Below are 13,874 nucleotides of genomic sequence, written 5' to 3'. Positions count from 1 at the left end.
CAATTGTATTTAAGGTGTCAATTAATTTTATTTGGTTATATTAATATGTATATTTCACATATTTCTTTATGATATTTTTTTATAGTATATTTTATTTTTTCTGTTTTTTGTATCAAACTTTTTAAGTCATTTTCATAGCTTAAATCTAGTTTGACATGGAGACTTAAGTCATTTCCTTGATGAAAGAAGTTGAGTTCTTTGAAATTTACATTAATATTTTTTAATGTGTTTTTTATTTTCCTTTTTAAGTCTATGTTTTGTTTTGAAAGGAGCTTATTAGCATTATTTATGATTACGTGTAGTCCTTCTTTGATCATTATAAAACTAATACATATAGATATTATTTTATCAAATCCTGTCCATACATAATTTGCAAGTAATAAACTTAATGTGGTTCCTCCATGAGAGAATATGCAATTCTTATCAGATGATGATAATGCTAAAAGCAAATAGTTGTTATACCTTTTGCCGATTTGAAATTTTACCAAATGTTCGATTATCTTGACTAAGAAAAATATAAAGGGTATTAGTGGTATCCAAATGCTTTTTTTTAAAGAATTATTTGAAAATATTTCTAATATATTTTTTTTATCTTCGTGATAATGATCATATTCCTGGTGATCATATCCATGATTATGAATATGTAATCCAGATTCACTTCTGAAGTTCATTAATTTGTTCAGTCCTGTTGTGCTTAGAAATATTGTAAATCCTGAGATTATGATGATTAATCCTATTATAAATGCTATCAGGTTTTCCATTTTTTTATATCCATAAGGATAATAAATTGTTTCAGGTCGATTTGTAATTTTTAAACTAAAATAAGTAATTGTGGATAGGATAAAATCGGATGTAACGTGAAGTGCATCTGCGATGAGTGCAAACGAGTTAAAAAGAATTCCAACAGTAAGTTTAGATGTTATTGATGCTACTTCTGCTAATACTGAGATAAGTCCTATTCTTATTATAAGTGTATTTTTTTTTATTTCATAAGTTAAGTCTTTTTCGTATATATTATTGTTATTTTCAAATCCTAGGTTTTTAAGTTCTTCTTTTATGTCATTAATTTTGCATAAGATTTTTTGTAATTTATTTTTTTTACCATAATAAATTAGGTTATTAATGAGTACTCTTTCTATTCCCTCTGCTTTAAAATTTTGATCAATATAGAAATTATTAATTTTAATCTCTTTATTTTGTATTTTGGCTTTTAGGTATGAAACCATTTCGACATTATTTTCTGTGTAAGCTATGTAAATTTCATCTTTTTTTAAGCTTGCAAGTTTTAAGTTAGTGCATTTATTGATGTTTTTATTGTTGATTATCTTGATCATGTTTGCACTTTTCCTTTTTTTTATTGCATAATCCTATTATGTGTAAAGATAACATTATTTTTTTTAATGTTCAATTAATTTTGTTAATATCCTAAATGAGGTGGGAGGGATTTTTATGTTACAATCTCAATTTTTTGTTAAAAAATGTAAAAGAACCATTTCTAAAGATGAAGTTTTGATAAATAATGTGAACAATGTTGAACATATTTTTTATGATTTTTTTAAAATTTTTGATGAAAAAGCTTTAAAGAGTGTATTCGATTATTATTGTGAGAATTTTGACTTTAATGAGGGAATATACGCTTTTATTGATAAATTTATTCCAATTATTAACTTTTTGTCATTAGAGGTTTTGGATTATGAATTTAGCATTGATGAGAAAAAGCTCATATTAGAAGTGTTTGATTCTTCAGCGTTCACTCTTAAGGATGACACATTGAGTGAGCTTGCTAGGGCTATTGTTTCTCTTGGTATCTTAGATTAATACTTAACTTTTTTTCTTTACACAAATTTTTGATTTATGTTTCTTGATTTGCCTCAAGTATTCTTGATAACTCTTTTTTGTTGAATGGGATTTTAATTAAATCTTTAAGTGTATAAGTTTGTGAGATTGTTTTAGTGGCGTTAAATTGGTTAGGATCTGTCATTAATATTTTAGTATTTTCTTCGAAAAATTCTGACATTACTTGACGACATATTGCACATGGGACACTTGCTGGAGTTGTTGTGATTAATATAAAATCTATTTTTTGTATACCAACAGATGATATCATGTTCATTATTGCGGCTTGTTCTGCACAACGAGTTGCTCCAAAACTTGCATTTTCAACATTTGAACCTTGAAAAAATAAATTGTCTTTAGTTTTAATACAGGCTCCTACTTTAAATTTTGAATATGGTGAATATGCATTATTTCTTGCAGCTTCCGCCAATTGAAATGCTTTTACAATTGCATTTTGTTCATTATCTTTCATTTAATACCCTTAGTTTATGACATTGTCAATTATAGCACAATGATTATAATTTTCTATAAAAATATTGTAAAATATTTAATTATAAGATGTAATTTTTTGATATATGTGGAAGGTTTGTTAATATTTTTTTATGATAGATGTTATTGAATTTATTAAAAAATATAATAATTTTATTATTATTGGGCATAAGGATCCTGATTTTGATTGTATTGGCTCGTCTTTAGCTTTAGCTTCTTTTTTGTCTAGAATAGGTAAAAGGGTCATCATGTTAAATGAAGGTCCTTTTTTGAGAAAGGAAATAATTCCTTTTAAAGATAAGTTTTTATCTAAATGGCCAGATGTTAATTCTTCAGATTATGCTGTTATTATTTTAGATTGCTCCATATTTGATCGAATTGGAGATGAGTTTGGTTTTTATGTAAAAGATATGCCTATTCTTGTTATTGATCATCATGCATCGGGTGATAAGTTGGATGTTCCTGGATATATTGATCCTTTTTCTCCTTCAACTACTTTTTTGGTTGAGAAATTAATTAGAAAATTTGGGTATGAGGTTACTAAAGAGGAAGCATGGTATATTTTGGTTGGATTTTGTACAGATACAGGATTTTTTAGATTTATTTCAAGAAGTGATCCTGAACCTTTTGAAATGGTGGCTAGACTTGTCTCTAAAGGTTTAAGTCTTAAGGATGTTTATAATTATATTGAATCTGTTAAGAGTTTAACCTCAATAGATATTCTTAGTGTGATGTTAAATAATCTTAAAGCTTATTTCGATGGAAAAGTATTGCTTACTATTTTGCCTTTCAATTCTAAGAAGGATAATAATGTTAGTGGTGTTAATGAACTTTTTTATGCGCTTCTTTCTAATGTTGAGGATAATGAAATATTAATTATTTTAAAAGAGACAGAAGATGGTTCTATTTTGGTGGGGCTTCGTTCTAGAGAATATTTTGATGTGGGTGAGCTTGCAAAGTATTTTGGGGGAGGGGGACATAAGCATGCTAGTGGATTTAAGATTAAAAATAGTTCTTTAAATCTTTTAGAGAGTCAAATAATCGCATACATCAAAGATGCTATGAAGGTTTAAAGTTTATTAAGGGGTTTTTTCCTTTTGGATTAAAATCCTCTGTTAAAGTGAGGAATCCAGATTTAAAAGACAGTGTTGTTGTTCCGTATACTATTACTATATTTTGTATCCAGTCTATGTTTTTAATAAGTTGGGGTGTAAGCGATATAATTATACTTATTTTGTCTTTATATTCTTTTAAGTTTTCTATGTATTGTTGACTAGCGGGTGTTGAGAGATTAAATATAACTTGTTCGTGTTTTTCAATTAGCTTTTTTATCTCTTTCAGTTTTGTGGGGCTTATGTTGTTTAAGGGATAATAGTCATAGTAATATCCGGAACTGTTTTGGAATATTTTTTTCCCTTCTTTAATCATTGTGTTATAAGGTGATATTAAAAGTGTTTTTTTGTGCTTTGATACTTGTTTTGATAACTTTATTTTAGTTATTCCTCTTAATGTACTTTGTTCGAAAAAATTTTTAGCTTCCTTGGTAGGTACTGCTTGAACCTTTTTATGATTTGAATAAATTTCAGTTTCATTTTTTCTTTCTTTTAGGTATTCTAGCTTTATTCTAAGTATTCTCTTGTTAGATTTAATGATATTTTCTCTTATTTCACTATTTTTTTGCATGAGACTTAATAGTTTATTGTAAGCGTTGTTTTGTATGTTTTCGTTTAGTGATATTAATAAAATATCAGTTTCAGTTCTGATAATTCTTTCAATTGTGTCATAAATGCTTTCATTGTTATATCTTACTGCATTCATTAATAAATCATCTGTTATTATTAAATTATCATATTTCAACTTTTTTCTAAGTAGTTCCTTTATGATTTTCATTGAAGATGATGCAGGTATTTCTTTGCCATTTGTAAGCATTGGATATGCTAGATGTCCGCTCATAATCATTGGAATATCTTCTTGTATTAATATTTTATATGGCAATAATTCATTTGATTGCATTTCTCTTAAATTTGAGTTTATTATTGGCATTTTTATGTGAGAATCAACAACAGTATTTCCATGTCCGGGGAAGTGTTTTGCTGTTGAAATTATTCCTGCTTGTTTTTGTCCTTTGTAAAAGGCTAAAGCAAAAAGAGAGACTATTTGCGGATTATTTGAATATGTCCTTGGTCCTATTGTAAAATTTTCCTCATTGCTGTAAATGTCTGTTATGGGTGCAAAATTTAGATTGATTCCAAGTTGTCTTAGCTCACTTGCTATGTGATATCCTGTAAGGTAAGAATCGTTTGGTGATAGAGTAGCTGTGATTCCAAGATTTCCTATTGTTTTTGATGTTTTGAGTTTTATGTGTTGTGTCCATCCACCTTCTTGATCAGTTGCTATAAATAAAGGTATTTTAAATCTATTGTTTTGGGACGTCGATTGTGCTTTATTTATACTTTCTATTAGCATCTGTAAGTTTTTGGCATTCCATCCAAAGATTTTAATTCCCCCTAAATTTCTCTCTTTGATGAATTTTAGTACAAATTTTGTTATTTGTTCTTTCGGGTAACTTATCATGAACATTTGTCCCAATAATTCTTTATCATCCATTTGACTTACTATGTTGTCTATTAATTTTTCTTTATCTTCTGTAGTCCAAAAGTTGTAGGCGAAACAATTATTATGGATAAAAAAGATAGCTATACAAACAATTTTTTTCATTTAAACCATACCAATCTTTTGTTTTTTTCGATTCATAAGTATAGCATATTGTTTTAAAATTACTCATTCCAGATCTTTTATTGTTTTTAAACCTACTTCAATAAGTGAACGTAATTTAAGTTATAAAATTTTTATTTTCATTCATATTGAGAGATATAATTTATTGTCAGTAATAATTTTATTTTTCATTTAAAAGAAACCAAGTACTTATCTTGTAAGTTTAAGTTCTTATTATATTGATTTTAATCTTTTTAATGAAATGAGTGTGTATTTTAGGAGTATGATTTTATATTGACAAAATATCTTTGAATTTATACACTTTAATGGCTACAAGCTGATGTAGCTCAGTTGGTTAGAGCACTCGGCTCATATCCGAGTTGTCGTGGGTTCAAGTCCCTCCATCAGCATTAAGGAGTTTGTATTATGAGAGTGGCAATTGTGCTTGCGAATGGTTTTGAAGAAATTGAAGCTATAATTCCTATGGATATTTTAAAACGAGGTGGTGTTGATTTAAGAGTTATCAGTTTGAATGATGATAAGGTTGTTTCAGGTTCTAGAGGGTTTACTTTTTATGCTGATGAGAAAATATCAGATTATAGTGAGGACCATTTTGATTTAATAATACTTCCTGGAGGAATGCCTGGTGCTATCAATCTTTTTGAATCTAAAGATTTAGATAAGATTTTAAAAAATATGAACTTACAAGGCAAGTTAATTGCAGCCATTTGTGCATCTCCAGCAATTGTGCTTTCTGCAAAGGGACTCTTAGGTACAAATAAATTTACGTGTTATCCTGGATTTGAAAATGATATTACTGATGGTGAATTTGTGGATGAGAATGTTGTTATTAGTAATAATTTTATTACTTCTAAGGGTATTGGTACAGCTTTTGAATTCGCTTTTACTTTGCTTAAGATTGTTAAGGGAGAAAGGGTTCTTGAAGATATCAAGAAGCAAGTTTTACTTTAATATGATTTGCATTACTGAAGTATTTTGATTAATTTAGTAAGTTTATTTTTAAAGATAAGGTCATTTTGTGATTAATTTTTAAACTTTTTTTATGATTTATTTGTTAAATATACTGAAGATTGAATCTTATATCTTTGTTCTAAACCTTATAAAGGTTTTGTAATTAAATTGTAGGTATCTTCAAGTATGGTTAATTCTTCATTTGTTGGTATTACAAGTATTTTTGTTTTACTTTTTTCACTTGAGATGTCGGATTCTGTATGTTTGTCTCTTGCTAAATTATTCTTTTGAGGATCAATTTCTATGCCAATTTTTTCAAAGCCTTTTAGTGATAACTCTCTTATTCCATAATCTGTAACACCAATGCCGGCTGTGAAAATTATTGCATCAATATTAAAATCAAGTACTGCAAGGTAAGATCCAATGTATTTTTTTATTCTATAAGCCATTATTTCGACTGCAAGTTTAGAGTTATATTCATTATTTTTTACTCCTTCCCAAATGTCTCTTAGATCATTTGACTTAAGAGATATGCCAAGCATACCACTTTTCTTGTTAAGAATTTCTTCGATTTTTTTTGGAGTTTTATTTAAAAGTTTGCTCATTAAAGGGATAATTGCAGGATCTATATCTCCACTTCTTGTTCCCATTACAAGTCCTTCAAGAGGGGTAAGACCCATGCTTGTATCGTAAGATAATCCTTTTTTAACTGCATTGATGCTTGAACCATTGCCTAGGTGTAGTATTATTAAGTTTAGATCCTCTTTAGGTTTGTTAAGTATTGTTGCAACTCTTGTTGTTATATATGAGTATGATAAACCGTGAAATCCATATTTTCTGATATTATAGTCTTTATACCAAGAATATGGTGTGGCGTATAAAAATGCATTTTCCTTTATGGTTTTGTGCCATGATGTGTCAAAACATAAAACTTGTTTTGCATTTGGAAATATTTTAAGTGTTATTTCTATGACTTTTATTGCAGTTGGATTGTGAAGAGGTGCAAACTTGGATAGCTTCTTTAGTTCGCTTAAGGTATTTGTGTTAAGTATTGTTGAATTTTTAAAATTTGGACCTCCATGTACAATTCTGTGTCCTATGCCTTTAATTTCGTCTGGATTTTCTATGATTTTTAATTTTTTGTTTGTTAATATTCTAATCAGTTGTTTTAATGCTTCTTTGTGTGATTTGATGTGTTTATCTGTTTTTTCTAGTAAGTCATTTTTGGTCTTAATTTTGATTATTGATTTTTTTGTTTTTATTTTTTCGATTGTTCCAGATACTAGTGTTTGTGTATTTTTATTTTTATAAAGTGTAAATTTTAATGAAGAACTTCCTGTGTTAATTGTTAATATTTTCATATCTTTTATTATAATAATAGATTCAAATTTTTATATATGCAGTTTATTTTTTCTGATTCTTTAACGTGTTTTAGGTTTAAGAAAACGGAATTTTTGTATTCTGGATTTATTTGCAGTGTAGTAGGATTGTCTTTTATGATTTGCATTATTTTTTCGGCAGGAATACTCTTTGTATTTAAATATTCGATTTCAAGTAGTCCATTTTTCTCTGTAAGTCTGGTAATATTGAGTTTTTTTGCAAGTAATTTGAGTTCTGATAATATAAGTAAATTGTTAAGTTCTTTTGGGATTGGTCCAAATTGGTCATAAATGTCAGCCCTTATTTTGTTATTTTCTTCCTCGTTTTGAACCCTTGAGATTTTTTTATAAATTGATATTTTGTCTTGTTCATTATTTATATAGCTATCGGGGATGAATCCATTGTAATTGATTTCAATAGTGATTTCGTCTTCCTTAGAATTTTTTCCCATTCGTTTTTCAATTGCTTTGTTTAACATTGTTAAGTAGTAATCTAGTCCAATAGATTCGATATCTCCATGTTGTTCGCGTCCAAGTAAGTTTCCAACACCTCTTATTTCCATATCTTTCATTGCAATTTGCAATCCTGTTCCAAGTTCTGAAAATTCAGATATTGCTCTTAATCTTTCAATGGCACTTTCGTTTAAACTTGAATTTTCTTTATATAGGAAATAAGCGAAGGCTTGCTGTGAACTTCTTCCAACTCTGCCCCTTAGCTGGTATAATTGTGCAAGTCCGAATCTATTCGCATTGTTAATTATTATTGTATTTGCATTTTCAATATCTATTCCATTTTCAATGATTGTTGTTGCTAGTAATACCTGATATGATTTATTTATAAAATCATGCATAATATTTTCAATTTGGTCACCTTGAAGTCTTGCATGGATGGTTGCAATTCTTGCATAAGGAACCATTTTTTCTAGCATTGCTTTTATTAAATCTAGTTCTTGAATATTGTGATGTACAAAAAAAACTTGTCCATCTCGAGAAAGTTCATTTTCTATTGCGTGTTTAATCAATAGCTCGCTAAATTCTTCTACGTAAGTTTCTATTTTGATTCTATTTTGGGGTGGGGTTTTTAAGATAGAAATGTCTCTTAATTTGATTAATGACATATGAAGGGATCTCGGTATTGGAGTTGCTGATAGAGAAAGGCAATCAACAGAGATTTTTATTTCCTTTAGTTTTTCTTTTTCTTTTACCCCGAATCTTTGTTCTTCATCGATTATGATGAGTCCTAAATTTTTATATATTATTTTCTTAGAGAGTATTTTATGTGTTCCAATTATTATGTCAATTTTTCCTGTTTCTAGTTTCTTTATAATGTCTCTTTCTTTTGATTTTTTTATAAATCTGCTCATCATTTCAATGTTGATTGGAAAGTTTTTAAATCTTTGTTTAAATGTATTAAAGTGTTGCTCTGTAAGAATTGTTGTTGGAGAGAGTATTGCTACCTGTTTTTTGCCCATGACAGCTTTGAATGCAGCTCTCATTGCGACTTCAGTTTTACCAAATCCAACATCGCCGCATAAAAGTCTATCCATTACTTTTAAACTCATCATGTCTTTTTTGATTTCTGATATTGCTGTTAATTGATCCGGAGTTTCATCGTATGGAAATTCTGATTCAAATAATAATTGCCATTCATTGTCTTGAGGATATTGAAATCCTTTAGTACTTTCTCTTTTCACGTAAAGTTCAACAAGTTTATCGGCAATTGCATCGATTCTTTTATTTGCATAAGCTTTTTTCTTTTCCCAGGTTTTTGAGCTGATTTTATCTAATTTTATATTTTGAGTTTCATTTCCAATATACCTTTGAATGAAATGTGTTTGTTCGATTGGAATAAATAATTTTTCGTTATCTGCGTATTCAATTTCAATGTAATCTTTTTCAAGAAGACTCGTTTTAATTCTTTTTATCTGCCGAAATATTCCAATTCCATGGTTTATGTGAACAACATGACTGTTTTTTTCTACTTCAGTAAATGAATCAATAATTTTTGTTTTTGATGATTCGAAAGCTTTATTTATTTTTTGTCTTCTATTAAAAATATCTGATTCAAGGATAATGGCTATTTTTTCTTTGTTTATTATAAGTGAGCTTGATATTTTTAAAACTTCAATTTTGATTTTCGTCAGATCTTTGAAGATGTATTTTAATTTTTCTTTTTGTGAATTAGATTCTGCTGCAATGATTACTTTAAATCCATTGTTTAGCCAGTTTTGTATTTCTTCTTTTGCAAGTGTGATATTTGAGAAAAATTTACGCTCACTTTCTATGTTAAATTCTATTAGTTCTTTTGTTGTTATATTTGCAGGGGTTTTCACGATAAAAATATTAGTTTTTAATTTTAAATCGTTCAAATTTATGAAAATTTCTTTTGGTGCAATTGTTTTTTTTCCAGACTTTATTGCTTGGCTATAAAGTTTTTCATACTCTTTATAGATCTTTTTAATCTCTTCTTGTAAATTTGGTATTTCTAAATTTATAATAGGTGTATCTTCATTTATTTCTTGGCTTAGGTATGTGTCTCCTATTAGTGGATAAAATATTTCTTCTGCTCTTGCATTATATTTTGTTTCAATTTGTTCAAATAATTTTTTATATTCATTTTCTTTTAAATGGTGTTTTAGTTTATTTATGTTTTCGTTATTCCAAATGATTTCCTTTTTGGGAATTATATCAAATTTGGAAATTGAATTTCCTTTTTTTAATTGAGTTAGGGGATTAAAATATTTGATTTCTTTTATTTTATCAATTTCCACTGAAATTCTTATTGGTTCTGTCTTATTAAATGAGTGTATGTCTATTATTTCATCCTTTATTGTGAATTCTCCAGGTAATGTAACCCTCATTGTTTTTTCATATCCTAGTTTTATAAGTTTACTTTCAAGATTTTCTATGTTTATTATCGTGTCTGTCTGAATTTTATAAATATTTTTAAATAAATTTTCTTTTGTAGGAATTTTGCTAAGTAGGGATTTTAGTGAAACAATGTAGATCCCAGAATTATTTTCATAAAAATTGATTAAAAATTTTACTCGTTTTATAAAGATTTTACTTTTTGAACCGATGTCTTTATATATAAGGGGACTGAAATAGTTAAGTTCATATATGTTATCTGTAATTTGCATTAAATCATCTTTGAGTTCATCGGAGATACTTTCGTTTTTAACTATTAATATAATTTGATTGCTACTGCTGTATTCCTTTATTTTGTTGATTAAGAAAGCTTTAAAAAATCCTTCATGTCCTACTATTGTAAAGGGTATATTTTTTTCAATAAGTTGTTGTATTTTTTTTAGATTTTGATTGTCATTTAATCTGGCAGTTAATTCTTTTTCTATATTCATTTTTTACCTTTTTGTTTCTGTAGTTTAGTATAATATTATATATTAATAGATATGTTCTGTTTCGTTATGTATAATATTAATTAGATTTTGAGGAGTTTATGAAATTTAGGAATTTATTGTTTGTTATATCTCTTATAGTTGTTCCTTTTATGCTTTTTCCTAGAGATTATAAGGGTCTTGATTTTAAGATAAAGTTTTTCAATCAATCAATTTATCGTGTTAATAGTAATGTTTCTATTGAAGTTTCGCTTAGTAACTCGTCTGATGATTTACTTATTCTTGAAATAGGAGATGTTAATACTTTCGGTTTTGATTTTGATGTTACGGATACTACTAACATAAAAGTTAAAAGGTCTCTTGAATATGTTAAGGATAGGGCAAAAAATGTTGCGATTCCTGTAAGAACTCTTAGTTTAAGACCTAATGAGAGATTTTCTGTAGTGATGAGCTTAAATCAATTTGTACAATTTGATAAAGATGGAGTTTATTTTGTCAAAGGTATGTTTTTCCCAGATATCTCAGATCCACAAAAGCGTGTAGAGTCTAATGTTATTACTTTGTTTTTAAAACCTAAAATGGATGATGTTGCAGGAAAATTTGACTTTTCTAATTTATCTTCCAATCGTGAAATTCAAAGTATTTTGAAAAGAGAAAATTTGTCCCCTGATAAAGTTGTTGAATATTTATTTTCAGCGTTGCGGCTTGGAGAGAGAGAAAAATTCTTTTTATATATTGATATTGAAAGTCTTATTTTAAGTGATCAAAATAAATCATATCTTTATAAGCAAGAACTTAAATCAGGTTCTAATAATATGCTAGAAGAATATAAAGATTATTTATGGAATGATAGTAATTCTGCTATTTCAAAAGTTCCAAGTAAATTTTCTATTATTGAAACAACTTATACGGATTCTGCAGGGAAAGTTGTATCTGATGTGTATTTTGAAGATGGTCATTTTTATGTAGCCAAACGATATACCTTTTTTTTAAAAAAGTATGATTATTATTGGATCATTTATGATTATACTGTTCAAAATACTGGGATTAAGGAGAAATACTAGGCCTTTTATTTTTAAGATTAAAGGACTTAGTATTGTTTTATGGATAGTAAGTTACTTTAGTTTATATGCTAATTTTAAACATGAAGTTGTTAAAGGTGATACTTTATATTCGATTTCTCTTAAATATAAAATTCCAATAAGAGAACTTAAAAGTGCAAATAATCTGAAGTCTGAGCATATTAGAGTTGGGCGTGTATTAGTTATTCCAAATTCTTCTAAGGTTAACAAAATTATTACTAAAGAGAGTAATAGGAAGTCTAAGTTAAGCAGGTTTGATGCCAAAATTCATATTGTTAAAGTCGGCGATACTATTGAAGATATATCTAAACGATATAGAATTAAGGAAAAAGAATTGCTTGCTTGGAATAATTTAAGTTCTAAACTTATTAAAGTTGGTTCTAAGTTGAATTTGGATGAGCCTAATTTTTTAAAGCCATATATAGTTAAAAAGGGTGATTCACTCTCCAAGCTTTCTGTAGATTTTGATATTAGTATTGAGGATATTATACGGTTTAATTCTCTAGAGAATAAGAGCTTAATAATTGGTCAAAAATTATATTTAAAAAGGACTTCTGGGAATGTCAATTTTCATTATGTAAAGCGAGGAGAGACTCTTGGGAAAATTGCATATATTTATGGTGTGACTGCAAAGCATCTTGTCCGTCTTAATGGAGATAAGGCGATAAATTTAAAGGCGGATTCAATTTTAGATGTTTCAAAAGTTATTGAAGAAGATTTGCCAAGTTCTAAATCTTTGCAATTAAATAGCAAAAATCGAAGTAGAGAAACGTTTATATCCCACAAAGTATCTGTTGGTGAGACATTATATAGTATTGCTCGTAAATATGGGGTTTTGCTTGAAGATCTTAAAAGTTGGAATAATTTAAATGGGAATAGTATTTTTCATAATCAAGAACTTAAGATTTATGATAAAAGCAAAGGACCAGTTGTTGCAAATAAAAAGTTAAAAGAATTTGTGGATAAAACTTCTAAAATTACAGTTAAAGCTATTGCAAATATTGTTTCTGCTAAGAGTAAAAAATTAAATTTAAATTTTTCCAATGTTTTAGACAATAGAGATGTTTTTGATATTAGTGCTTTAGTTGTATTGGAGCCTAAAATACCTATATTTGAGGCTAATGGAGTTTTTTATTATTGGTATAAACCTAAAAAAGGGAGTCAACCAAGTAAGTTTTATTCAGAAGATTGGTATTCGCCTCTGAATGCCTATAAGAAAGCAAGTCAACTTTTTAAGAGTTTTGAAAGTCTTGTGCAATCTCGGTCAGTTAAAAATAATAGCCTAAAAAATAAGTTAATCATTATTGATCCTGGGCATGGAGGCCTTGATCCTGGTGCTATTGTTAAAGCAAGAGACGGACTTAAGAATGAAATTTTTGTTGTTGAGGATGAATATGTTTATGATATTGCTTTAAGGCTTTATGTATATCTTAAAGAATATGGAGCTAATGTTGAGCTTACTATTTTATCCCCTGATCATTTAATCAGAGATAGTGTGTCTGCTAATAATACATTTGTTAATGTTAAGAATGAAGTTTATAATGATTATGATTTAAATAAAACTGATACGGTTGACTCTTGGATAAACGGTACTCAAGAAGGTTTGAGGAAAAGATTAGCAGTTGTGAAGAAATTTATAAATAAGTATAAAAATGTTAAGAAACAAGATGTTCTTTATATTAGTTTGCATTCTGATAATAGTGTTGGTGCGCCTCGGTGTATGGGATTTTATTACCAGTCTGAGGATGGAAAGGGTTTTGATGCTCATTCTAAGAGTATGATTGAAAAGATGACAAAAGGTTTTAAGAGAACCCCTTATATTAAGGGCCAAAACCTTTATGTGCTAAAAAATAACGTTGTTAAGACTAAATTGTTGGTTGAGGTTAGGAATTTAGCATTTGATGAGGAAGCTTGGGCTATTAGATCTTCTAAGCTTAGGGACCGGGATTCTAAAATCCTTGCTGATGCTATTTTGAAAATCTTATAAGATAAGTAGATTATTTTTTATGGATTGTATGACTTGACAAAATAGTTTCAATTTAGCA

The 13,874-nt window shown here is 28.0% G+C and carries 10 protein-coding genes and 1 tRNA gene; 6 read left to right on the top strand and 5 right to left on the bottom strand.

Annotated features, from left to right (window positions below; genetic code table 11):
- Positions 1-35 precede the first annotated feature (35 nt).
- Complete coding sequence (locus R5397_RS01270) at positions 36-1,334, bottom strand: cation diffusion facilitator family transporter (RefSeq protein ID WP_421622623.1); 1,299 nt, start codon at positions 1,332-1,334, stop codon at positions 36-38.
- Between the two features lie 115 nt (positions 1,335-1,449).
- On the opposite strand from R5397_RS01270, the gene R5397_RS01265 reads away from it, so the two are divergent.
- Positions 1,450-1,818 (top strand): hypothetical protein, encoded by a 369-nt coding sequence (locus tag R5397_RS01265; RefSeq protein ID WP_421622622.1) that lies wholly within the window; start codon positions 1,450-1,452, stop codon positions 1,816-1,818.
- Positions 1,819-1,852: 34 nt separating this feature from the next.
- On the opposite strand, the gene cdd is transcribed toward R5397_RS01265, so the two are convergent.
- Complete coding sequence (gene cdd / locus R5397_RS01260; RefSeq protein WP_421622621.1) at positions 1,853-2,308, bottom strand: cytidine deaminase; 456 nt, start codon at positions 2,306-2,308, stop codon at positions 1,853-1,855.
- A 130-nt stretch (positions 2,309-2,438) separates the two neighbouring features.
- Between cdd and R5397_RS01255 the strand changes: the two genes are divergently transcribed.
- On the top strand, positions 2,439-3,398 hold the full coding sequence (locus tag R5397_RS01255; protein WP_421622620.1) for a DHH family phosphoesterase: 960 nt from the start codon (positions 2,439-2,441) through the stop codon (positions 3,396-3,398).
- Here the strand turns inward: R5397_RS01255 and R5397_RS01250 are convergent.
- On the bottom strand, positions 3,385-4,932 hold the full coding sequence (locus R5397_RS01250; RefSeq protein WP_421623046.1) for a glycoside hydrolase family 3 N-terminal domain-containing protein: 1,548 nt from the start codon (positions 4,930-4,932) through the stop codon (positions 3,385-3,387). The genes R5397_RS01255 and R5397_RS01250 overlap by 14 nt on opposite strands.
- A 444-nt stretch (positions 4,933-5,376) precedes the next feature.
- Between R5397_RS01250 and R5397_RS01245 the strand changes: the two genes are divergently transcribed.
- Positions 5,377-5,450, top strand: a tRNA-Met gene (locus tag R5397_RS01245).
- A 16-nt stretch (positions 5,451-5,466) separates the two neighbouring features.
- Positions 5,467-6,012 (top strand): DJ-1 family glyoxalase III, encoded by a 546-nt coding sequence (locus R5397_RS01240; RefSeq protein ID WP_247065753.1) that lies wholly within the window; start codon positions 5,467-5,469, stop codon positions 6,010-6,012.
- Positions 6,013-6,158: 146 nt separating this feature from the next.
- On the opposite strand, the gene R5397_RS01235 is transcribed toward R5397_RS01240, so the two are convergent.
- Positions 6,159-7,373: an acetate kinase gene (locus tag R5397_RS01235; protein ID WP_421622619.1), complete on the bottom strand. Its 1,215-nt coding sequence runs from the start codon at positions 7,371-7,373 to the stop codon at positions 6,159-6,161.
- 8 nt (positions 7,374-7,381) lie between these two features.
- Positions 7,382-10,750 (bottom strand): transcription-repair coupling factor, encoded by a 3,369-nt coding sequence (mfd, locus tag R5397_RS01230; RefSeq protein ID WP_421622618.1) that lies wholly within the window; start codon positions 10,748-10,750, stop codon positions 7,382-7,384.
- 98 nt (positions 10,751-10,848) lie between these two features.
- Between mfd and R5397_RS01225 the strand changes: the two genes are divergently transcribed.
- Both R5397_RS01225 and R5397_RS01220 read left to right on the top strand, forming a co-directional pair.
- Positions 10,849-11,811 carry a hypothetical protein gene (locus tag R5397_RS01225; protein WP_421622617.1) on the top strand — a complete coding sequence of 321 codons (963 nt, stop codon included), beginning with the start codon at positions 10,849-10,851 and terminating at the stop codon, positions 11,809-11,811.
- Positions 11,768-13,816: a LysM peptidoglycan-binding domain-containing protein gene (locus R5397_RS01220; RefSeq protein WP_421622616.1), complete on the top strand. Its 2,049-nt coding sequence runs from the start codon at positions 11,768-11,770 to the stop codon at positions 13,814-13,816. Before R5397_RS01225 ends, R5397_RS01220 begins: the two co-directional genes overlap by 44 nt.
- Positions 13,817-13,874 lie beyond the last annotated feature (58 nt).

Origin of the sequence: Borrelia sp. MN22-0132 (genome assembly GCF_049201035.1) — a bacterium.
Classification (GTDB): Bacteria; Spirochaetota; Spirochaetia; order Borreliales; family Borreliaceae; genus Borrelia; species Borrelia puertoricensis.
Note: the sequence above shows the minus strand (reverse complement) of the source record. Positions and strands in the feature narration are given on the sequence as shown.

Coding starts and splice junctions, on each gene's coding strand:
- R5397_RS01270 (WP_421622623.1), bottom strand. CDS start 1,334: ATGATCAAGATAATCAACAATAAAAACATCAATAAATGCACTAACTTA.
- R5397_RS01265 (WP_421622622.1), top strand. CDS start 1,450: ATGTTACAATCTCAATTTTTTGTTAAAAAATGTAAAAGAACCATTTCT.
- cdd (WP_421622621.1), bottom strand. CDS start 2,308: ATGAAAGATAATGAACAAAATGCAATTGTAAAAGCATTTCAATTGGCG.
- R5397_RS01255 (WP_421622620.1), top strand. CDS start 2,439: ATGATAGATGTTATTGAATTTATTAAAAAATATAATAATTTTATTATT.
- R5397_RS01250 (WP_421623046.1), bottom strand. CDS start 4,932: ATGGATGATAAAGAATTATTGGGACAAATGTTCATGATAAGTTACCCG.
- R5397_RS01240 (WP_247065753.1), top strand. CDS start 5,467: ATGAGAGTGGCAATTGTGCTTGCGAATGGTTTTGAAGAAATTGAAGCT.
- R5397_RS01235 (WP_421622619.1), bottom strand. CDS start 7,373: ATGAAAATATTAACAATTAACACAGGAAGTTCTTCATTAAAATTTACA.
- mfd (WP_421622618.1), bottom strand. CDS start 10,750: ATGAATATAGAAAAAGAATTAACTGCCAGATTAAATGACAATCAAAAT.
- R5397_RS01225 (WP_421622617.1), top strand. CDS start 10,849: ATGAAATTTAGGAATTTATTGTTTGTTATATCTCTTATAGTTGTTCCT.
- R5397_RS01220 (WP_421622616.1), top strand. CDS start 11,768: ATGATTATACTGTTCAAAATACTGGGATTAAGGAGAAATACTAGGCCT.